The organism is Sphingomonas mali NBRC 15500, from assembly GCF_001598415.1.
In the GTDB taxonomy this organism is placed as follows: Bacteria; Pseudomonadota; Alphaproteobacteria; order Sphingomonadales; family Sphingomonadaceae; genus Sphingomonas; species Sphingomonas mali.
The window spans coordinates 65,117-85,443 of sequence record NZ_BCYX01000004.1 but is presented as its reverse complement, the minus strand read 5'-3'; the positions used below and the strand labels follow the sequence as shown (position 1 = coordinate 85,443).

Genomic DNA, 20,327 nt, shown 5'->3' with positions numbered 1-20,327 from the left:
GACGACGGGGATCACGCTGACTGCGTGGTGCGCCAGCCCTCGTGATAGGTTTCGCGCGCCACGCGCGAATAGGGAATTGGGCTGACGATGGCGCGGACCTCGATCTGCTTGTGCGGCTCGACGGTGGTCTTGCGCGTGCCGCCATTCTCCTCGCCCCATACGACGCGGACTTCGCTGCCGACCGGCACCGACGGATCGATCGTGGCGAGGCTCAGCGCCTGCTTCTCGTTGTAGCTATAGCCGGTGAACATCGACAGACCGATCGTCCGACCGTCGGCATCGACCACGCGATCGTAATTGGACGAGGCGTAATTGGCGAGCGGCACGTCGAAGAACTTGTACTGCTCGCCATCGGGGTCGAACAGCGATGCCATGATCTTGGCCATGTCCTCGGGATGCCAGGCAAGCGTCACTTTCTGGCGTTGCGCGGCGGGATCGAGGCCTTCCAGTGCCTCGCGGCCGTGGAAATCATGGTCGAACTTGACGAAGGGGCCGTAGCCCAGCTCCCACGGATTGAGATAATAATCCTCGATCTTGTCGGACACGAAGCTGCCGCCGATCGAACCAGTCGCCTCATAGCTGTCGGCACCCAGCCACTCGCGATAATCCCTGAGCTTGTCGCCGGTATAGATGGCGGGCAGCGGGGAGGGAATCCAGCCTGACTCGAGCGTGTTCGACGGATAGGCGCGGCTGCCGCACGGCACGATGCCGAATTCCTTGCCCGCGTCGAGGATCGCGGCCCTGATCTCTTCCTGCTCGGCATAGGGACCCCAGATTTCCAGGCCCGGTGCGCCGGACATGCCGTGGCGGAGCGTGCGCACCTCGCGGCCGGCGATGGTCATGGTGCTCATGTTGAAGAATTTGAGCTTTTCGAGCGGGCCGCCATTGAGCTTTTCGATGATCGCCCAGGCACTCGGCCCCTGGATCTGGAACCGCCAGACCGAGCGGGTGACCGGCTTTCCCATCGGCCGCATCGGCGAGCGGTCGTCGAGCTCGACATCGACCTCATAGTCGCCGGTCGCGGCGTGATAGCGTAGCCAGTTCGATGCCGGCGCGCGACCGACGTAGCAGAATTCCTCCGGCGCCAGCCAGAAGATGATGCCGTCGCCGATGACATGGCCGTAAGGTGTGGTCGGCACATATTGCTTGGCCTTGCCGACTTCCCAACCCTTGGGCGAGTTGATCATCGTGTCGGTGAGCAGCTTCAGCGCGTCCCTGCCGCGCAGATACAGGTTCACCATATGGTGCGACTGGTCGAACAGCACCGCCGAATGCTGCCAGGCCCATTGTTCCGATCGCCAATTGTGGAATTCGGGGGCGACGACCGGATAGACATAGGCGCCGAGCTGCGAATTGCGCAGCATCTCGACGATATTGCCCGCCCGCTGCAGCGCGGTTTCCAGATTGTCGGCCATCGATCCACTCCCGTTTTCCCGCTCGGCCGCCACGGCCGTCGCGCTGTTGCAATGCCTTGCTCGCCTCTCGCGGGCAGCAAAAGCTCGATGGCGATCATAAGAAATTCTGTATGTAAGGCAAACGATTTTCTCGTGCCGTCAGATCAGGGATAACGTGCACGGGAGGTGCGTGTTGCGTACTTGTGAAGCACCCGGTTTGGGAGGATGCTGGCCGGCACGTTCGGGAGAGGACGATGACCGTCGAAGCGCTCGACCACTTCAATATCGTGACCCGCGATCTCGACCGCGTCGAGGCCTTCTATTGCGGGCTATTGGATCTTGAGACGCGTCCGGCACCGCCGCCGCTGACCCATGAAACGGCGCGCTGGCTCTACGATGCGGGCGGACGCGCCGTGTTGCACCTCAACGGCGAGGACGCGCCGCGGGTTTTCGACCGCGACATGGCCCCGGGGACGACCGGTGCGCTGCACCACATCGCGCTTCGCTGTGCCGGTTATGACGCGACACTCGCGCGGATCGCCGCGTTGGCGCTCGACCATCGTGCAAATACCGTTCCTGCAGCCGGCCTGCGACAGCTGTTCGTCCACGATCCCGACGGCGTACTGCTAGAGCTCAACTTCTTCAGCGACTGATCGCGCCGCCGATCGCTGGATCGATCGCCGCGTTTCTGCGCGCGCGCGGGCGGCGGTCAGGGTGTTTTCCATCAGGCAGGCGATCGTCATCGGCCCGACTCCGCCGGGCACGGGCGTTATCGCACCTGCTACGTGCAGCGCCTCCTCGAACGCGACGTCGCCGACGATGCGGTGGCCGCCCTCGGGCTTGGCGACGCGGGTCGTTCCCACGTCGAGCACGATCGCGCGGGGCTTGATCCAGTCGCCGCGCACCAGCCCCGGCTTGCCCACCGCGCTGACCAATATGTCCGCGCCGCGGCAGATGAACTGGGTATCGCGCGTATGGATGTGGGTCTGGGTGACGGTGGCACGCGCGTCGAGCAGCAACGCCGCCATCGGCTTGCCGACGATGTTCGAGCTGCCGATCACGACGGCGTGGCTGCCGGTGAGGTCGGGCACCAGCGAACGGATGATCTTCATGCAGCCGAGCGGCGTGCACGGGATCAGACCGCCCGACCCCTGGCTCAGCCGGCCGGCATTGAGCGCATGGAGGCCATCGACGTCCTTTGTCGGATCGACCGCGGCCATCACGCGCAAGGTGTTGATGCCATCGGGCAGCGGCAATTGGACGAGGATGCCGTCGATCTCGTCGCGCGCGTTCAGCGCGGCGATCTCGGCGAGCACGCGATCCTCGCTCGTGTCGGCCGGGAGCAGGATGACCTCGGCGTTGAAGCCGATTTCCCTCGCGCGCTTCACCTTGCCGTTGACATAGACGTGGCTGGCCGGATCGTCGCCGGCCAGGATGACGGCGAGCCCCGGCGCGCGATCGAGCGAGGCTATGCCTGCGCTGACCTCCTCCACTACCTTGCGGGCGAGCGCGCGTCCGTCGATGATCTCCGCCAGCATTAGCGGGCGTGTCCCGACCAGGTGCGCAAACCGGGTTCGGTATGATCCGGCATCGCCAGCGCCTGTTGCATCGCGGGACGTGCCGTCACGCGATCGCGCCATTCGACCAGCCGCGGCGCGCGTTTGGCGATCTCCATCTCCGGGAACATTCGTTCGACCATCATCCCGCAATGCGAATAGAAATTGATGTCGGCAAGCGTGAAACTCTCACCGGCGAGCCAGGGAGTATCAGCGAGCTGCCGTTCGACCTTGTCCACCGCATATTCGATCTTCGCGGTCGCATCGGCAAGCTGCTGGTCGGAAAAACCCGAGCGCGCCGCCATCCATTTGCGGCGCTGGTCGGGCAGGGGGATGCGCGCCATCAACTGCTCGAAGTCTCCCGTTGCGAGCTTGCGCGTGATTACGGCCACCAGGCGACGCCAGCCATGCATCGAGACGTGATTCATCACATGCTCGTCGACGAACTTGTTCCAATAACGCATCCGCGCATTGCCCGCGGGCGTGTTCGGCCGCAGCGGCGGCGCGTCCGGAAAGGCATCCTCGAGATATTCATTGATGACCGTGGAATGCGTCACGATCGTCCCGTTATGGTCGAGCACGGGGACCTGGCCCTCGGGATTGATCGCCAGGAACCAGGGCTCGTGCTGCTCGAACTTGTGCAGGTTGACGTAGATGCTCTCGAACGAGAGCCCCTTTTCGAACAGCGGCGCCATCGACTTCAACGAATTGGCCAGCGGTTCGGCATGATAGAGTTTCAGCGCCATCGATCTGCCTTCAAGGGGTGAGCGGGTTGAGGGTGCCGGCGATCGTCGCGCGGTCGGGGCTGGTGGCGTCGGGCGAAACGATCCGGACGACGGCGTCGATCATCCCAGGCCGAGCACGCGCACCGCATTGTCCTTCATGATCAGCGGCAGCACGTCGTCGCGGAACCCTGCTTCCTTGGCCGCGTCGATCCACTTCTCCGGACGGATAAGCGGCCAGTCCGAGCCGAACATCATCTTATGCTTGAGCTGGGTGTTGGCGTACTGGATCACCTGTTTGGGGAAATATTTGGGGGACCAGCCGCTCAGGTCGATGAAGACATTGTCCTTGTGCAGCGCCATCGACAGGCTCTCGTCGGTCCAGGGCCAGCTCGGATGCGCAAGGATGATCTTCATGTCGGGGAAATCGACCGCGACGTCGTCGACCAGCATCGGCTGGCCGTATTTCAGGCGAACGCCCCCGCCGCCGCGCATTCCAGTGCCCATGCCCGAATGGCCGGTGTGGAAGATCGCCGGCAAGCCATATTCGGCGATCACTTCATAGATCGGATAGGCGACGCGGTCGGCCGGGTGGCAGTCCTGCATGATGCCGTGGAACTTGAAGCCCTTGACCCCGTAATTCTCAACCAGGTCGCGCGCCTCGCGCGCGCCATATTTGCCCTTGCGCGGATCGATCGAGGCAAAGGGAATGACGATGTCGGCGTGCTGCCCGGCCAGTTCGGCGATTTCGTAATTGCTGATCCGCTTGGCGCCGATGCCGCTCTCGCAATCGACCGTGAATAGGCAGAAGGCGATGTTCTGCGCGCGGTAATAGTCGATCGTCTCGGGGATGGTCGGGCGCTTGCGGTCGGCCTTGAAATAGGCCGACGCCGCGTCGAAGAATTTGGCCATCACCGGATCCTCGGGGTCGTGACACGACACCTCGGCGTGGACGTGGACGTCGATAGCGACGACCTTGCTGGGATCGATGGGCATGAACTCTCCTCAGACGCGCGACGGCCTGTCTCTAACGACCGACTCCGTGCGGCGGCGCATAACGCATAATGTATGCCACGGATACAGTATGCGTTGCCTTTTCACTGTTTTCCGGCCGCCTTTTCCAGCGCCTTGTCCTGGTTGGCTCGCTTGATGACATAGGCGCGGATGGTCTCGATCTCCTCGGGCGTCATCACCGCTTTGAAGCTGACCATGCCGTTGTCCTTCAGCGCGCCGTCATAGATGATCTGGCGCCAGGTCGCCGCGTCGTTGAGCACGCCGCTATGGCGTAGGTCGGGGACGAGGCTGCCGGCGATCGCGGCGTCACCATGGCAGGTGCCGCAATAGCGGCCGAACCGCTCGCCGCCCGCGGCGATCACGGCATCAGGCGCGGTGGAAGCGGGAGGATCGAGCGGCGTCTTGTTGAGCGGCGGTGCCGCCGGCAAGGTCGCCGATCCGTTGAGTTTGAACACCAGCAGGCGGCTGATGTTGCGGCTCGGCCCGCTCTTGTCCGACAGCACGCCGGGAGCCAGCGCCCAGATGCCGCCCCAGCCGGCGAGCACGGCGACATATTGCTCGCCGCCGATGGAATAGGTGATCGGCGCGGCGATCACGCCGGTCTGGGTCGGGAAGGACCATAATTTGCGACCGTCCGCGGCGCTGTAAGCGGCGAACTCGCCCGTCGCATTGCCCTGGAAGACCAGGCCGCCGCCCGACGCGAGCAGGCCGCCATTCCAGGGCCCCTTATAGGATATGCGCCAGCGTTCTTTCTGCGCGACCGGATCCCAGGCGATCAGCGCGCCCGTGGTAGCCTGCGCCGCCGCCGCCCGGATCTGGGGATTGGCGGGCATCGCCGCAGCGCCCATGTCGACGCCGACGTTGAAGCCCAGCTTTGCGGCCTTCCAATCCTTGGCCGGGAAATAGGGGAAAGCGGCCAAATTGGCCGGGATGAAGACCAGGCCGGTCTTGGGATCGAACGCCATCGGCTGCCAGCTGTGCGCGCCACCGGCACCGGGCGAGCCGATGAAAGGTTTGCCGGTCTTGTAATAGCGCGCCTCGGGCGTTTCGATCGGGCGACCGGTCTTCATGTCGATACCGGTTGCCCAATTGACCGGCACGAAATTCTTGGCGGAGATGAGCTGGCCGTTGGTGCGGTCGAGCACGTAGAAGAAGCCGTTCTTCGGCGCCTGCATCAGCACCTTGCGCTTCTGACCGTTGATGGTGAGGTCGGCGAGGATGATGTGCTGTGTCGCGGTGAAGTCCCAGCTGTCGCCCGGCGTGGTCTGGTAATGCCAGACATACTCGCCGGTCTTGGGCCGGATCGCGACGATCGACGACAGATAGAGATTGTCGCCTTTGCCCTCCGACCGATAGGCCTGGTTCCAGGGCGAGCCGTTGCCGACGCCGATATAGAGCAGGTCCAGCGCCGGATCGTAAGCCATCGAGTCCCAGACAGTGCCGCCGCCGCCTTGCTTCCACCATTCGCCGAACCAGGTCGAGGCGGCCTTGTTGAGGTAATCGGGTTGCTGCTCGGTGCCGGGCTGGGCGGGGACCGTATAAAACCGCCAGCGTTGCGCGCCGGTCTGCGCGTCATACGCGGTGACATAACCCCGCGCGCCGAACTCGGCGCCGCCATTGCCGATAATCACCAGACCGTCGATCACGCGCGGCGCGCCGGTGATGGTGTAGGATTTGCTCTGGTCGACCGTGACCACCGACCAGACCGGCTTGCCGGTGGCGCGGTCGAGCGCGACCAGCCGGCCGTCGAGCGTGCCGACGAAGACCTTGTCGCCCCATGCCGCCACGCCACGATTGACCGCGTCGCAACAGGTCTTGACCAACGTCTCGCGCGGCACCGCGGGGTCATAAGACCAGAGCAGCTTGCCGGTTTGCCCGTCATAGGCCTTGACCATGCTCCAGGCGGTCGAGACGTACAGGGTGCCATCGACGAACAGCGGCGTCGCCTCCTGGCCGCGCGCGGTGTCGAGGTCGGCGGACCAGGCAAGTCCCAGCTTGCCGACGTCGCCGGTATTGATCGCGTCGAGCGGGCTGAACCGTTGCTCATCATAGGTGCGGCCGGTCGAGAGCCATTGGTCGGGAGCCGCCGCGGTAATACGCGCCGCATCGACGCCGCCTTTGGTCACCGCGCCATCGCTGCCGGCGTCGCGGCTGCACCCGGCAGCGGTCAACGCCATGCTGGCGGCGAACAGGGCTATTAGATTGGTACGCTGCAGTGCCGAAGCCATTCGGTGCCTTCCTCCAGAGATGACGATCGACGCGCGATCAACCCCAGCGATTGATCTCGGGGCCGGGAGCCCAGATGTGTTCGGGCGCGGCGCTCGTCGCCATTGCCAGCGCGCGCGCCACGGCGGGCCGGGCCATGACCCGCGCCAGCCACGCGGCGGTGCGCGGGCGGTCGGCAAAGGCCTCGGGAACGAGCTCGGTCATCCCCGCGAGCCAGGCATAGCTTTCCAGGTCGGCGATCGAGAATGCGTCGATCAGCCAGTCGCGGCCGTCGCTCAATTCGCGCTCGATCCGTTCGACCGCCTGAACGATCTTGTCGTGACTGTCGGCGCGCCTGGCATCATCGATCTTCCCCGCCACGGCATCGCTCCAGCGTTCGGCGAGATCGACGCTCGCCACGCCTTGCGGCACGCGAGCGGGGGGATTGGCTGCGACCCCCAGATAGGCTGCGGCGGGGGCGACGCGCTCGACGATGTAGCGACACCAGGTCATCATCCGCCAGCGGTCATAGGGCTCGCTCGGACACAACGCCGGCCCAGGTCCCACATCGTCGAGATAGCAAGCGAGGAACACGCTGTCCGCCATCGGGATGCCGTCGACCACCAGGACGGGACCTTCGCCCTCGATCGAATGATCCACTTCCATCGCGTGCGGCACACGCGCGCCATGCCGTTCGCCCGCGGCGAGATCGATGCGCTCGAGCGTGGCGTCCGCGCCTTTCTCGAACAGCGCCGCCAGCACGGTCAGCGACGGGCCGTTGGGTTCGCCGTGATAAAGGGTAATCGTCATGCCGGTTCCCCCTCCAGGATCGTGACGCGCCTGGCCATGTCGGTGCGGCCGAGTGCCCAGCACGATTTGGTCGCCGGCCGCGCATAGATTGCCCGCAACCAGCGCATGATATTGGGCGTGAGTTCGTCATTGGACAAATGCGGCTGCGACAAAGGCAGCGCGTACGCCAGGTTGAAGCCGTTGATATCGGCAAGGCTGTAGCTGTCCGAGGCGAGCCATTCGCGCTGCCCGAGCGCTTGTTCCAGCAGGCCGATGCCGACCGCGACGCGGCGTTGCGATTCAGTCATCTCTTCCGCCGAAAACGCCCCGCTGATCGCCTTGCGCCAGGCGATCCGGCGTTCGGGCAGGGGGATACGCTCGATCGCCGCGTCGAGCTCGGCCGGATCGCGGCTGCGCACCGAAGGGCCGACGAACACGCTCCAGCCGATCATCGAGAAGCTCGGCGCGAGCCATTGGTCCATGAACTTCATCCACCAACGCACGCGCCAAGTGTCGACGGGGGAGTCGGGCATGAGCCGCGGACCGGGGAAGGCTTCGTCGACATATTCCATGATCGCGGTCGATTCGGTCAGTACGAGGTCGCCATGGGTCATGGCAGGAATCGTACCGAGCGGATTGATCGCGAGATAATCGGGCTTGTGCTGGTCGAAGTTCAGCAAGTCGAGATAATGGCTGTCGAACGCCACGCCCTTTTCGAACAGGGTTAGCATGGGCTTGCCCGAATTGGCGTTGGGTTCCCAATGATAGAGAGTGACGCTCGGTGTTTCCGCCATGTCGCTTCGTTCCTCGCGATACGCGGCAGGGACGGTCGAACCACCCCCGCCGCGCTCGCCTCGTGATTGCCTCAGAACTTCTTCTTGATCGTCACCGCGAATTCCTGCGGCGACCCCGGCCGACCCTTGCGGAAGCCGGCGCCGGCGCCGCGCAGATCGAAGATCGTCAGCAGATAATATTTGTCGAAGAGGTTCTGCGCCTCGAGCGAGACGCTGAGGTCTCCCTTCTCATTGGCCCAGGTCAGCCGTGCGTTGACCAGGGTATAAGAGGGAATGAAGTTCAGGATCCGCGTCGTGCCGATGACGGTCGGCCCGGTGAATTGCTTGTCCTGATAGGTCATGTCGACGCGCGGCGTGATGCTGCCTGCGCTGCCCATCTCGATCTTGTACTGGGCGCCCGCGCTGAACTTCCATGGCGGCACCGTCGGCGGATCGCTGGACAGGACACCGCCCGGGTTGGTCGGATAGGCCGCCGCCGGATTCAGGCTGCTCGCGTCATATTTGAACGACAGATAGCTGAGCGACGCGTCGATCGCCAAACCCTGGACGGGGAACAGCGACAACTCGGCCTCGAACCCCTTGATCTTGCCTGCCCCGGCATTGAGCCGCGCGGCGCAGGGCGCGGTCGGACAGGTAAGCACCGGGATCTGGATATTGGTGTAGTCGTTGATGAAGCCGGCGACGTTGAAGCGGACCTTGCGGTCGAACAGGTCGCTCTTGAAGCCGACTTCATAGGCGCGCAGCTCTTCCGGCTGGAAGGAGATCACCTGGCCTGCGTTGAACGGCCGCGGATTGCTGCCGCCTCCCTTGAAGCCGGTGGAGAAGGACGCATAGACCATCAGCTCGGGCGAGAAGCGGTAATCGGCCGCGATCCGATAATCCCAGCGCTTGGCGCTATATTTGGCAGTCAGTCCCGACAGCGCGGTGACGATTTCGCTCGTGTTGCCGTTGCCGTTATAGTCCCGCGTGTCCGGCCCGGAATAGCCAACGCCGTAAACCGCGCCGACCGGATCGAGGAAGGCGTTGACCGTGCCGTTGTAATTCAGGCGGTAATAGGTCTGGTCCTTGGACTCGTCGGTATAACGGACGCCGCCGCTGAGCGTGAAGCCGCGGAACGCTTCCCAAGACAGATGCGCGAAGAACGCCTTGGCCTCGGCCTCGGTCGGGTCGGGCTGGAGGAATTGCAGCGGGATCACGACGTAGCGCAGATCCTGCTGTGAATCGTAGACCGACTTCTGCTTGAAGTAGTAACCGCCGACGGTCAGATCGATGCCCTTGGCCAGCTTGGCGCTCAGCCGCAATTCCTCGCTCAAGCTCCAGTTCTTCAACCGGTTGCGGCCAAAGCCGATATTCGCCGGCGAAAGGTCGTCGTCCGAATCGAAGCGCGTGTCGAACTTGCGATAGCCGGTGATCGAGGTGAGCGAGATGGCGTCGCTCAACCGGTAGTTGATCTGGCCCGAAACGCCCCAGCCGTCGTACAGGCTGCGGTCGTTACCTTGCGTCGCCGCCATGGGGACGCCGGGCGCCACTGGCCCGGCCCAGGTGGCCGCCGGCTGCCCAACCGTGATGTAGTTGCAGAAGCGCCCGCAGATGAAGCGGCTATCATACGGCACGCCCGGCGCCGCGTTGACGTTGCCGTTGTTGACCGTCTGGACCGCCAGCAGCACTTCGCCCGCGATCGTATGCTCGTCATGCGTATAGTCGCCGATCACCGTCACATCGAGCTTGCTGCTCGGTTCCCAGCGCAGGATACCGCGCACCGCCTGATAGCCGACGCCGCCGAGCTTATCGATCTTGCAATGGCCGGCCGCTTGCGTCGCCGGTACCCCGCTGGTCGGGAAAGCGCAGCCATAGTCGATCCGGTCGACAAAGCCTTCCTGTTGCTTGAACACACCGGAAACGCGTCCGAACAAGGTGTCGGTCAGTTTGAAATCGGCCCCGGCGCGCAGGCCGATCCGGTTGCGCGAGCCATAGGTTGCCTCGACATAGCCGCTGGTCTCGCCATTCGGCATCTTCGAGTAAAGCTTGATCGCCCCACCTTCGGAATTGCGGCCGGACAGCGTGCCTTGCGGGCCGCGCAGGATCTCGACCCGGTCGACGTCGAGCAGGTCGAATACCGCGCCGGTCAGCTGCGGATAATAGACGTCGTCGATATAGATCCCGACGCCCGGCTCATAGGCAGGGTTGAAGTCGTTCTGGCCGACGCCGCGGATCGAGGCGGAAATCGAGGGGCCGAACGAGGCGCCTTGCGGTTTGAGCGACACGTTGGGCGCCGCATCGGCCATCTGGGCGAGGTTGGTCTGGTTTTTCGCCTCGAGCTGGGCGGCATTCACCGCGGTGATCGCGAGCGGCGTGTCCTGCAGGCGTTCCTTGCGGAACTGCGCGGTGACGATGATGTCGGGCGAGCCCGAGGCGTCATTCTGGGCCTGCGCCTCGGGCGCGGGCGGTGCCGCTGTTTGCGGTGCGGGCGCCGTGCTCGGCGACGACGCGTTCGCGTCCTGGGCATGGGCTGGTGCGGCGCACAATAATGCTGCCGCGGAAACGCCGGTCAACAATGCCAATGAGGCGTGCGAACGAATAGGGTTCTGCATCGTATGTCCTCTCCTGAAACGGTGTCGCCCCACTCCCCCTCCCGGAAAGCGTGTCGCCCGTGCGCACCTTCATGGGTACGTATTGTCAGTAAGACATACGATTGATTGCTTGACAAGGAGTAGTAGAACTACCCCTATAAGCGCCACTCTTTTGCCTCCGGGCGGATGATGTAGGTCACTGAGTTACGCGGGCTAAGCGGTTAATGCTGCGCAAAAAATGTCGCGGCATCGGTGAGTGGCGATGCGGGCTTTTTCAGAGGACAGGCTCATGCAGGTCGGAATCAATTATGTCGCCCGCGGACTGGGACGGATGCGGTATTTCGCCAATGATTCGAGCCGCGACACTGTCGTGCTCGATCCGCGCCCGATGGAGATTCGCGCAGCGCGCGATATCGGGACGACACTCGATGGCGAGGGCTTCATTCTGGTGCCGCATCGCAGCGCCGTAAGCGACTTTGCCGACGCAGCCGAAGTGCAGCATGTCCACCCGGAGGAGATAGTCGATCTGGTACGACGCGTGTCGGGGGCGGATGAGGTGGTCGTGACCGGAACCGGCGTGCTGCGCTTCGCCGAGCGTTCGACACTATCGGGTGCGCTCGACAATTCGAAGCCTGCACGGTTCGCCCATGTCGACGTGTCGGACGCCACCGCCGGGCAGTTCGCCGAGCGGTCGCAGCCCGCCGATGCGCCCGCGCCGCGGCGTGTCGCGCACTATAATATTTGGCGCGCCATCTCGCCGGCGCCGCAGGATGTGCCGCTCGCTTTGTGTGACGCGCGCAGCGTCGCTGACGCCGATCTGTTGCCGGCTGACGCGATGTTCGACCAGGACGGAGAGATCGTCTGGTCGTTCGAGGGTCTGGTCGTCGCGCATTCGTCGGCGCATCGCTGGCATTGGTTCCCCGATCTTTCGCGTGACGAGGCGATCGTCTTCAAAACCTATGACAGCGATCCGGATCGCGCGCATTCGGTGCCGCACGTCGCGTTCGACGACTCCCAATGCCCGGTCGACGCGGTGCCGCGCGCGTCGATCGAGATGCGGGCGATCGCCTATTGGTTCTAGCTTCGTCCATAGGTTGAACGCGGCAAGCGGCTAATGCGCCCGAAATGGGCTGATTATTGGTTTGTCTAACATACAAATATCTTGGGAGGGATGATGTCGAAAGCTGGACAGCAGGATCCGCGTATCACGATCGATGAGGCGCCAATGGGCGCACTCCAGATCGCTGCGGTGGCGATCACCGTTGGACTGAACGCGCTCGACGGGTTCGACGTCCTGTCGATCAGTTTTGCCGCGCCGGGCATCGCCACCGAATGGGGAATCGACCGCGCCGCTCTGGGCGTCGTGCTGTCGATGGAACTGATCGGCATGGCGGTAGGATCGATGCTGCTCGGCGGCGTCGCCGACCGGATCGGGCGGCGGCGGACGATCCTGGGATGCCTGGTGGCGATGGCGGCCGGGATGTTCATGGTCACCACCGCGCACGACATCGTCACGTTGTCGGTCTGGCGCGTGATAACCGGACTCGGCATCGGCGGTATGCTCGCGGCGATCAACGCGGTCGCAGCCGAGTTCGCCAACCGCCGCCGCCGCAATCTCTCGCTCGCGATCATGGTGATCGGCTATCCGATCGGCGCGGTGCTGGGCGGCTCGATCGCCGCCCAATTGCTCAAGGGAAGCGATTGGCGCGCCGTCTTCGAATTCGGCGCGATCGTCACCGCGTGCTTTGTGCCGCTGGTCTGGTTCCTCGTTCCGGAACCGGTCCAGTTCCTCATGTCGCGGCGGCCGCCGGGCGCGCTCGATCGCGTCAACGCGACGCTGGCGCGAATGGGGCATGCGCCGGTCGAGACGCTGCCCGCGGTCTCGCCGGACGAAGATCGTGCGTCGCTGACCGACATCCTGAAGCCGGGGCTGCGGAGCACGACATTGCTGCTGACGCTGGCCTATTTCGCGCATATCGTCAGCTTCTACTTCATCCTGAAATGGGCGCCGAAGATCGTCGTCGACCTCGGCCACGCGCCGGCTCAGGCGGCCGGCGTTTTGGTCTGGGCGAATGTCGGCGGTGCGGTGGGTGGGGCGGTCTTCGGCCTGTTCGCTCAGCGTTTCGCGTTGAAGCCGATGACGATCGGCGTGTTGCTGGTATCGTCGGTAATGGTCGCCTTGTTCGGCGCCGCGGGCGTGCGCTCGCTATCCGGCCTCGCAATGCTCGCCTGCGCGTCCGGGCTATTCACCAACAGCGCCGTGGTGGGGCTCTACACGATCTTTGCGCGGGCATTCCCGACCCATGTTCGCGCAACCGGCACCGGCTTCGCGATCGGTGTGGGGCGGGGCGGGGCGGCGCTGTCGCCGATCCTGGCCGGCCTGTTGTTCAATGCGGGTTTGCCGCTGGCGGGGGTCGCGATCGCACTGGCGGCCGGATCGCTCGTCGCCGCCGTTGCGCTGATGCTGCTCAAACTGCGCCTGGAAGACGCCAAATAGTATGTTCGGCATACATTCAGAGAGAACGCGACACTGCCTCGCCGTTCCCGGAAGGTGGTCCTAGAGCGGCAGTCCCACGTAATTTTCGGCGATCGCGGTCTGCATCGCCGACGATCCGGCGAGATAGTCGAGCTCGGCTTTTTGCATGCGGCGTTCGAATGCCCCGTCCTCGGGAAAGCGGTGCATCAGCTTGGTCAGCGACCAGCTGAACCGTTCGGCCTTCCAGATCCGGGCCAGCGCCCTGGCCTCGTAGCCGAGCAAACCACGCTCGTCGCCGCGGGCAAAATATCCGATCAGCGCGTCCGACAGATAGGCGACGTCGGATGCCGCGAGGTTCAACCCCTTGGCCCCGGTCGGCGGGACGATATGCGCAGCGTCGCCGGCCAGGAACAGGCGGCCGTGGCGCATCGTCTCGAAGACATAGGACCTGAGCGGCGCGATCGACATTTCGAGTGCCGGCCCGCGTATCACCGGACGCTCGGCAAGCGGGGCGAAGCGCCGTTCGAGCTCGTCCCATAGCCGCTCCGCCGGCCAATCCTCCAGCCGTTCGCTCAAGGGGACCTGGATGTAATAGCGGCTGCGCATCGGCGAGCGCATCGACGCGAGAGCGAAGCCGCGGTCGCTGTTCGAATAGATCAGCTCGGGATGGCAGGGCGGGACGTCGGCGAGGATGCCGAGCCAGCCGAACGGATAGACGCGCTCGAAAACGCGGTCCTCGCCGGCCGGGATCGCCTTGCGCGAGGGACCGTGAAAGCCGTCGCAACCGGCGATGATCTCGCACTCGATGCGATGCTCGACGCCCTGCTTGGTAAAGCTGATCGACGGCGCAGCGCCGTCGGGATCGTGGATCGCGACATCCTGCGCCTCGAACACGATCTCCAATTGCCGGTCTGGCGCGGCCGCGATCAGGTCGCGTGTCACCTCGGTCTGGCCATAGACGACGACATGCTTGCCGGTCAGCCTGCTGATGTCGATCCGGATCACATGCTCGCCATCGGCGAGGTTGAACCCTTCCTCGCGCATGCCATGCGCCTTGAGGCCAGCGTCGAGACCGAGCCGTGCCATCAGGTCGGTGGTCAGCGTCTCCAGCACGCCAGCGCGAATCCGGCCCTCGACATGCGCCTGGGTCTGGCGCTCGACGATCAGGCAGTCGATCCCCTCGGCCCGCAGCAAATGGCCGAGCAGCAGGCCCGCCGGCCCTCCGCCGATGATCGCGACCTGCGTTCGCCGCGTGCTCACGAGCCGGCGAGCTGCTTTTCGAGCGCGTCGAGGATGCGGTAGCAGGGCATGACCTGCGCCACGCTGGCATTGGGTTCGCGGCCTTCGCGGATGGCGGCGACGAATTCGCGGTCCTGGAGTTCGATGCCGTTCATCGACACGTCGACCTTGCTCACGTCGACCGCCTCTTCCCGACCGGTGACGAGGTCGTCGTAGCGCGCGATCCAGGTGCCGTTGTCGCAGATATAGCGGAAGAAGGTGCCGAGCGGCCCGTCATTGTTGAAGCTCAGCGACAAGGTGCAGATCGCGCCGCTTTCGGCCTTGAGCTGGATCGACATGTCCATCGCGATGCCCAGCTCGGGATGGATCGGTCCCTCGATCGCGTTGGCCCGGACGATCGGCCCCGCCTGATAGGCGAACAGGTCGACGGTGTGCGCGGCATGGTGCCACAACAGATGATCGGTCCAGCTCCGCGCTTCGCCCTTGGCGTTGATGTTCTGGCGGCGGAAGAAATAGGTCTGCACATCCATCTGCTGGACGGCGAGCTCGCCGGCCGCGATCTTGCGATGGAGATATTGGTGCGAGGGATTGAATCGGCGGGTATGGCCGACCATCGCGACCAGCCCCGTCTCCTGTTGCTTGCGCAGGACAGCTTCGCCGTCGGCCAGATTGTCGCACAGCGGAATTTCGACCTGCACATGCTTGCCCGCCTCGAGGCATTGCAGCGCCTGGGCGGCATGCATCTGGGTCGGCGTGCAGAGAATGACCGCATCGAGCCCCGGCTGGTCCAGCGCCTCGGCCAGTTCGGTGGTGGCATGACCGATGCCGTATTTGGCGGCGATCGCCTGGGTCGGCTCGAGCCGGCGGCCGACCAGGGAGATCACTTCGACCCCGTCGATCTTGACGAGGCCGTCCAGATGTTTCTCACCGAAAGCGCCGGCGCCGGCGAGCGCGATACGAAGCGTCAATGCGTGTCTCCTGATCGAAATCTGCGCGGGGAAGGAGCGGGCTATTCGGCCGCGAGCGCCGCGGCGTAATCGCCGCCGGTCATATCCAGGCCTTCGCCATTGTCGGGCCGCAGCACGATGTGGCCGATCGCGGTGTTGCTGCACGGCACGTGATAATGGCGATGCAGCGCCCGGGTGCGCTTGCCCAGGGCGCCGCGCATGATCAGCCACATCACCATCTCGATTCCTTCGGACCCGGTCTCGCGCAGATATTCGATATGCGGGATGCGGCGCAGATGGTCGCTCTCGCCGATCAGCCCGTCGAGAAAGCGATTGTCCCATTCGGGATTGATCAGCCCCGCGCGCGGACCCTGAAGCTGGTGGCTCATCCCGCCGGTACCCCAGATCTGGACGTTGAGGTCCTGGTCGAAACTCTCAACGGCGCGCCGGATCGCCTCGCCGAGCGCCCAGCAGCGGTTGCCCGAGGGCGGCGGATAGGTGACGACGTTGACCGCGAGAGGGATGACCTTGCACGGCCAGGCATCGGGCTTGCCGAACATCATCGTCAGCGGGACGGTCAGGCCATGGTCGACGTCCATCTCGTTGATGATCGTCATGTCGAATTCGTCGAGGATCAGGCTCTGCGCGATATGCCAGGCGAGGTCCGGATGCCCCTCGACGTCGGGCACCTGGCGCGGGCCCCAGCCTTCGTCGGCCGGCTTGTAGTGTTCGCCGCAGCCGATCGCGAAGGTCGGGATGATCTTCATGTCGAAGGCGGAAGCATGGTCGTTATAGACCAGGATCACGACGTCGGGTCGCTCGGTCTTTTCCCACGCCCGGGTCCAGTCATAGCCGGCGAAGATAGGGGCGAAATAATCGTCGGAATCCTTGCCGAAATCGGATGCCACGCCGAGCAGCGGCACGTGGCTCGACGCCACGCCGGCGGTGATGCGTGCCATGTCAGCGGCTCCCTTGCTTGTCTTCGACGCCAGCGACGTCCCGATTGGCCTTGATCGAGCGTTGCCCCTCGGGCGAGCGGCCGCCGGCGACCATCATCTTGGTATAATCCTCGAAATTCATGTCGGTCATGGTCGAGACCGCCTGGGCGAAGCTGAGCCCGTCGGTCGAGAACAGCTTGGCCAGGAAATAGACATTGCCGCCAAGATCCAGGCAGTGATTATAGTCGCGCCGCAGAACGGCGTCCTTCTGCTCCTCGGACAACGGCCATTCGTCGAGATAGGCGCGCTCGTCCTGCTTGAAGCGCTCGCGATTTTCCGCCTTCATCAGGCTCATCGCGAACTGGTTGAGATGATAGCCCTGGCGCGCGCGTTTCGCGGTGAAGACGCGCGTACCGGGAATGTCCTCGAACTCGGCAAGGTACGAATGGATGTCCTCGGGCTCGCTCATCGCCCCTTCTCCTTCAATTGCTGGTCGAGGCGCGGGAAGACGCGGCGCGCATTGCCCTCGAAGATTGCATGCCGTTCGGCATCACCGATCGGGAGCGCGTCGACATAGCGTTTGGTGTCGTCGAAATATTGGCCGGTCTCGGGATCGATCCCGCGCACGGCGCCGACCATCTCGCTGCCGAACAGGATGTTCTTGCTGTCGATCACCTTGGCGAGCAGGTCGATGCCCGGCTGATGATAGACGCAGGTATCGAAGAACACGTTGTTCATGACGTGCCCGGCAAGCGCGGGCTTCTTGAGCATGTCGGCGAGGCCACGATAGCGCCCCCAATGGTAAGGCACCGCGCCGCCGCCATGCGGGATGATGAAGCGGAGCGTCGGGAAGTCCTTGAACAGATCGCCCTCGATCAACTGCATGAAGGCGATCGTGTCGGCGGCGATGTAATAGGCGCCGGTGGCGTGCAGGCCGGGATTGCAGCTGCCCGAGACATGGATCATCGCCGGCACATCGAGTTCGACCATCGCCTCGTAGAACGGATACCAGAAGCGATCGGTCAGCGGCGGCGCGGTGAAATGGCCCCCGCCGGGATCGGGGTTAAGGTTGCAGCCGATGAAGCCGAGCTCTTCTACGCAGCGGCGCAGTTCCGTGATCGAGCCCGCAAGGTCGGCTTTCGGATTCTGCGGCAGCATGCAGACGCCGGCGAAAACGTCCGGATAGAGGTCGACGCAGCGCTTGATCAGATCGTTATTGACCCGTGCCCAGGTGGTCGCGACCGCCTCGTCGCCGACATGCGGGGCCATCGCGGAGGCGCGGGGCGAAAAGATCGTCATATCCGCGCCGCGTTCGCGGATCAGCCGGATCTGGTTCGCTTCCAGGCTCTCGCGGATCTCGTCGTCGGAGATGGCGGGGTAGGGGGGTGGGGTCCCGCCCTCCTTGAACGCGGCCTTCTGTGCCTCGCGCCAGTCGCTATGGGCGGCGGGCACCGTGGTGTAATGGCCGTGGCAGTCGATCACCAACGTCATGCAGCCTGTTCCTTCGATCGGCCGAGCAATGCCGCGAGCTTGGCGTCGAGCGTGGCGGCGGGGGACAAAGCGCGCGACCCGATCGCGCGCTGGCGCTCGACCGTCCCGCGGCTCATCGCCGATCCGGTGCCGAGTGCGTCGAGCGTCCGCACCACTTCCTCCATCTCGGCCGCGCGGCGCAGGCCGTGCACCATCATCCGATCGAGATTGTAATCGGCGCGGCGGCTCCAGTCGGCGCCCGGCCAGCTGGCGTCGAGCGAGGCGATGACCTCGTCGCGAACGCCAGCCGCTTCCGCTGCCAACACGCATTCGGCGGTCAACGCCTCGATTCCCTTGACCATCACCGACCGGATCATCTTGATCGCCGATGCCGTACCGACGCCGCCGGCCACGACGCGGACATTGCCGAAGCCGATCGCGGTCAGCGCCCGCGCGGCGCGCTCGGCCTCCGGGCCGCTGACCAACAATGGAACGGCGCGTTTCGCCGGATGCACCGGCGCCATGATCGCGACATCGACATAATGCGCGCCTGCCTGTTCGATCGCTTCGGCCGACGCGCGTTTGGTCTGCGGCGCGACCGAGTTCATGTCGCAGTAGAGCGCGTTCTTCCCGATGCCGCGCGCGGTTTCGCGCGCTGCCGCGGGTGCCTTGTCCGCGGTCACCAGCGACAGGACCAGTTCCGCTCCTTCGACCGCGGCCTGGTTGGTCAACGCGCCCTGCACGCCGAGCCGGTCGTAATCGTCCAGCTTGGCGCGGCGGGTCGGACCGACATAGGTCTTGCGGTCATAGGCGCGGGCCGGCCGGCCGAGCCCGTCGGCGAATGCCTGCCCGGCTTCGCCAAATCCGATAAAGGCAATCCCTCCGTCCATTGCTTGAGGCTAGCCCGTATGGCCGCCGACGCCCCAATCGGTTTGCCGGGATCGCTATCGGAATTCCTGAAGTCCGGATCAAGCTACGATCGTACGAAGCAGTTCGAGAAAGCGCGCTTGGGGCAGGGTGGGCCGCCAATGGTCGCGGGTCGTGATGCCGATCGTCCGAATACTGTGTTCCAGCCGTGGGCCGATCGTCGTCAGCAGGCCGCCATCGACCTCCAGCGCCACCTGGTCGGGCGACAGCAAGGTCAGGAAGTCGCCATCGGCGAGCACGCCGCGAATGACCATCACCGATCCGCATTCGATCGGCGCGCGCGGGCGGGGACGGCCGGCGAACAAGGCTTCCCATTGCAGGCGAAGCGGCGTCCCAGGCTGGCCGACGATCCAGGGATAGGCGGCCAGTTGATCGAGCGACGGCCGCTCGACCTGCGCGAGTGGATGCCCGGCCCGGCCGATCACCGCGAGCCGGTCGACCATCAGTGGTTCTTGCACGCAATCGGGCGGGGCGGTCGGACGAAGCGCGCCGATCATCAGGTCGAGCACGCCGTCACGCAACGGATCGACCAGCTCGCGCCACGATCCCTCGACCACGTCGATCATCGTCCCGGGGTAGTCGCGCGTGAACCGCGCGATCGCTGCGGGGAGGATCAACGCGCGGCAGAGCGGCATCGCACCGATCACCACGCTGCCGCCGCCTTCCGGCTCGGCCGCGACTTCCGCGATCAGCGCCGCGAGTTCACTCCGCGCGAGCCGGATTCCCCGGGCCAGCTTGGTGCCCGATGGCGACAGCGCGACGCCGCGTCCGCGCCGTTCGACCAGAGGCGTGGCGCAGAGCTGTTCGAGATCGCGTACTGCGCGGTGAATGGCGGGCTGCGACAGGTCTGTAGCGTCGGCCGCGCCGACGAAACTGCCGGCATCGGCCACGGCGAGGAACGCGCGCAATTGGGTCGCGGTCATCAGCAATTCGGGGCGCGCGAAGCTACGTGCCCCGCCGCGCGCGGTGGCGCGGGTGGCGGTGGTCAGATGGTTGAGCGCCGCATCGACACGTTCGCTCGCCAGCCGGCCCTCGGGCGTCGCCGACATCCCGTCGGGCCGGCGCTCGAACAACGCCGCGCCGAGCTGGCGTTCCAGCTTGGCGAGTCCCTGGGTCAGTGCCGGCTGCGACAGGCTCACCGCGTCGGCGGCGGCGCTCATGCTGCCGTGGCGGACGATCGCCGATATCGCCCGCAAATGCCGGATGTTGAGGTCGAATGGATTGCTCATCGCGCGCGATCATAGCAAAAACTTATCGCAACGGGATAATTGTGAATGTCGCCCAGC

General features: G+C 64.8%; 18 protein-coding genes. 3 read left to right on the top strand and 15 right to left on the bottom strand.

What is annotated here, in order from left to right:
• Window positions 1–11: 11 nt before the first annotated feature.
• Window positions 12–1,415: a vanillate/3-O-methylgallate O-demethylase gene (gene ligM, locus SMA01S_RS05325; protein WP_066819233.1), complete on the bottom strand. Its 1,404-nt coding sequence runs from the start codon at window positions 1,413–1,415 to the stop codon at window positions 12–14.
• 233 nt (window positions 1,416–1,648) lie between these two features.
• On the opposite strand from ligM, the gene SMA01S_RS05320 reads away from it, so the two are divergent.
• Entirely contained in the window at window positions 1,649–2,047 is a 399-nt protein-coding gene (locus tag SMA01S_RS05320; RefSeq protein ID WP_066818891.1) for a glyoxalase/bleomycin resistance/extradiol dioxygenase family protein, read from the top strand.
• Here the strand turns inward: SMA01S_RS05320 and SMA01S_RS05315 are convergent.
• From SMA01S_RS05315 to SMA01S_RS05285, 7 genes are all read right to left on the bottom strand, one after another.
• Complete coding sequence (locus tag SMA01S_RS05315) at window positions 2,021–2,932, bottom strand: bifunctional 5,10-methylenetetrahydrofolate dehydrogenase/5,10-methenyltetrahydrofolate cyclohydrolase (protein ID WP_066818886.1); 912 nt, start codon at window positions 2,930–2,932, stop codon at window positions 2,021–2,023. The genes SMA01S_RS05320 and SMA01S_RS05315 overlap by 27 nt on opposite strands.
• Window positions 2,932–3,696: a glutathione S-transferase family protein gene (locus SMA01S_RS05310; protein WP_066818877.1), complete on the bottom strand. Its 765-nt coding sequence runs from the start codon at window positions 3,694–3,696 to the stop codon at window positions 2,932–2,934. The genes SMA01S_RS05315 and SMA01S_RS05310 overlap by 1 nt, the downstream gene beginning before the upstream one ends.
• A gap of 99 nt (window positions 3,697–3,795) precedes the next feature.
• Window positions 3,796–4,668, bottom strand: a complete 873-nt coding sequence (locus SMA01S_RS05305; RefSeq protein ID WP_066818873.1) for an amidohydrolase family protein — start codon at window positions 4,666–4,668, stop codon at window positions 3,796–3,798.
• A gap of 101 nt (window positions 4,669–4,769) precedes the next feature.
• Window positions 4,770–6,863: a PQQ-dependent dehydrogenase, methanol/ethanol family gene (locus SMA01S_RS05300; RefSeq protein ID WP_439654299.1), complete on the bottom strand. Its 2,094-nt coding sequence runs from the start codon at window positions 6,861–6,863 to the stop codon at window positions 4,770–4,772.
• A gap of 88 nt (window positions 6,864–6,951) precedes the next feature.
• Complete coding sequence (locus SMA01S_RS05295) at window positions 6,952–7,701, bottom strand: glutathione S-transferase family protein (protein ID WP_066818868.1); 750 nt, start codon at window positions 7,699–7,701, stop codon at window positions 6,952–6,954.
• Window positions 7,698–8,474 (bottom strand): glutathione S-transferase family protein, encoded by a 777-nt coding sequence (locus SMA01S_RS05290; protein WP_066818865.1) that lies wholly within the window; start codon window positions 8,472–8,474, stop codon window positions 7,698–7,700. The genes SMA01S_RS05295 and SMA01S_RS05290 overlap by 4 nt, the downstream gene beginning before the upstream one ends.
• Window positions 8,475–8,545: 71 nt before the next feature.
• Window positions 8,546–11,065, bottom strand: coding sequence for a TonB-dependent receptor (locus tag SMA01S_RS05285; protein WP_084250101.1), 2,520 nt, complete (start codon window positions 11,063–11,065; stop codon window positions 8,546–8,548).
• A gap of 268 nt (window positions 11,066–11,333) precedes the next feature.
• On the opposite strand from SMA01S_RS05285, the gene SMA01S_RS05280 reads away from it, so the two are divergent.
• Both SMA01S_RS05280 and SMA01S_RS05275 read left to right on the top strand, forming a co-directional pair.
• Window positions 11,334–12,125, top strand: coding sequence for a CmcJ/NvfI family oxidoreductase (locus SMA01S_RS05280; protein ID WP_066818860.1), 792 nt, complete (start codon window positions 11,334–11,336; stop codon window positions 12,123–12,125).
• Window positions 12,126–12,215: 90 nt separating this feature from the next.
• Window positions 12,216–13,541: an MFS transporter gene (locus SMA01S_RS05275; RefSeq protein ID WP_066818858.1), complete on the top strand. Its 1,326-nt coding sequence runs from the start codon at window positions 12,216–12,218 to the stop codon at window positions 13,539–13,541.
• Window positions 13,542–13,601: 60 nt separating this feature from the next.
• Here SMA01S_RS05275 and pobA read toward each other — a convergent pair whose 3' ends face one another.
• The 7 genes from pobA to SMA01S_RS05240 form a co-directional block, all read right to left on the bottom strand.
• Window positions 13,602–14,780 (bottom strand): 4-hydroxybenzoate 3-monooxygenase, encoded by a 1,179-nt coding sequence (gene pobA / locus SMA01S_RS05270; RefSeq protein ID WP_066818855.1) that lies wholly within the window; start codon window positions 14,778–14,780, stop codon window positions 13,602–13,604.
• Window positions 14,777–15,727 (bottom strand): Gfo/Idh/MocA family oxidoreductase, encoded by a 951-nt coding sequence (locus SMA01S_RS05265; protein WP_066818852.1) that lies wholly within the window; start codon window positions 15,725–15,727, stop codon window positions 14,777–14,779. Before SMA01S_RS05265 ends, pobA begins: the two co-directional genes overlap by 4 nt.
• 41 nt (window positions 15,728–15,768) lie before the next feature.
• On the bottom strand, window positions 15,769–16,665 hold the full coding sequence (locus tag SMA01S_RS05260; protein WP_066818849.1) for a class III extradiol dioxygenase subunit beta: 897 nt from the start codon (window positions 16,663–16,665) through the stop codon (window positions 15,769–15,771).
• Window position 16,666: 1 nt separating this feature from the next.
• Window positions 16,667–17,113: a protocatechuate 4,5-dioxygenase subunit alpha gene (gene ligA / locus SMA01S_RS05255; RefSeq protein ID WP_066818844.1), complete on the bottom strand. Its 447-nt coding sequence runs from the start codon at window positions 17,111–17,113 to the stop codon at window positions 16,667–16,669.
• Window positions 17,110–18,135 (bottom strand): amidohydrolase family protein, encoded by a 1,026-nt coding sequence (locus SMA01S_RS05250; protein WP_066818841.1) that lies wholly within the window; start codon window positions 18,133–18,135, stop codon window positions 17,110–17,112. Before SMA01S_RS05250 ends, ligA begins: the two co-directional genes overlap by 4 nt.
• Complete coding sequence (locus tag SMA01S_RS05245) at window positions 18,132–19,004, bottom strand: NAD(P)-dependent oxidoreductase (RefSeq protein WP_066818840.1); 873 nt, start codon at window positions 19,002–19,004, stop codon at window positions 18,132–18,134. The genes SMA01S_RS05250 and SMA01S_RS05245 overlap by 4 nt, the downstream gene beginning before the upstream one ends.
• A 78-nt stretch (window positions 19,005–19,082) precedes the next feature.
• Window positions 19,083–20,270 carry a LysR family transcriptional regulator gene (locus tag SMA01S_RS05240; RefSeq protein ID WP_066818839.1) on the bottom strand — a complete coding sequence of 396 codons (1,188 nt, stop codon included), beginning with the start codon at window positions 20,268–20,270 and terminating at the stop codon, window positions 19,083–19,085.
• Window positions 20,271–20,327: the final 57 nt, after the last annotated feature.

Coding starts and splice junctions, on each gene's coding strand:
- ligM (WP_066819233.1), bottom strand. CDS start 1,415: ATGGCCGACAATCTGGAAACCGCGCTGCAGCGGGCGGGCAATATCGTC.
- SMA01S_RS05320 (WP_066818891.1), top strand. CDS start 1,649: ATGACCGTCGAAGCGCTCGACCACTTCAATATCGTGACCCGCGATCTC.
- SMA01S_RS05315 (WP_066818886.1), bottom strand. CDS start 2,932: ATGCTGGCGGAGATCATCGACGGACGCGCGCTCGCCCGCAAGGTAGTG.
- SMA01S_RS05310 (WP_066818877.1), bottom strand. CDS start 3,696: ATGGCGCTGAAACTCTATCATGCCGAACCGCTGGCCAATTCGTTGAAG.
- SMA01S_RS05305 (WP_066818873.1), bottom strand. CDS start 4,668: ATGCCCATCGATCCCAGCAAGGTCGTCGCTATCGACGTCCACGTCCAC.
- SMA01S_RS05300 (WP_439654299.1), bottom strand. CDS start 6,863: ATGGCGTTGACCGCTGCCGGGTGCAGCCGCGACGCCGGCAGCGATGGC.
- SMA01S_RS05295 (WP_066818868.1), bottom strand. CDS start 7,701: ATGACGATTACCCTTTATCACGGCGAACCCAACGGCCCGTCGCTGACC.
- SMA01S_RS05290 (WP_066818865.1), bottom strand. CDS start 8,474: ATGGCGGAAACACCGAGCGTCACTCTCTATCATTGGGAACCCAACGCC.
- SMA01S_RS05285 (WP_084250101.1), bottom strand. CDS start 11,065: ATGCAGAACCCTATTCGTTCGCACGCCTCATTGGCATTGTTGACCGGC.
- SMA01S_RS05280 (WP_066818860.1), top strand. CDS start 11,334: ATGCAGGTCGGAATCAATTATGTCGCCCGCGGACTGGGACGGATGCGG.
- SMA01S_RS05275 (WP_066818858.1), top strand. CDS start 12,216: ATGATGTCGAAAGCTGGACAGCAGGATCCGCGTATCACGATCGATGAG.
- SMA01S_RS05260 (WP_066818849.1), bottom strand. CDS start 16,665: ATGGCACGCATCACCGCCGGCGTGGCGTCGAGCCACGTGCCGCTGCTC.
- ligA (WP_066818844.1), bottom strand. CDS start 17,113: ATGAGCGAGCCCGAGGACATCCATTCGTACCTTGCCGAGTTCGAGGAC.
- SMA01S_RS05250 (WP_066818841.1), bottom strand. CDS start 18,135: ATGACGTTGGTGATCGACTGCCACGGCCATTACACCACGGTGCCCGCC.
- SMA01S_RS05245 (WP_066818840.1), bottom strand. CDS start 19,004: ATGGACGGAGGGATTGCCTTTATCGGATTTGGCGAAGCCGGGCAGGCA.
- SMA01S_RS05240 (WP_066818839.1), bottom strand. CDS start 20,270: ATGAGCAATCCATTCGACCTCAACATCCGGCATTTGCGGGCGATATCG.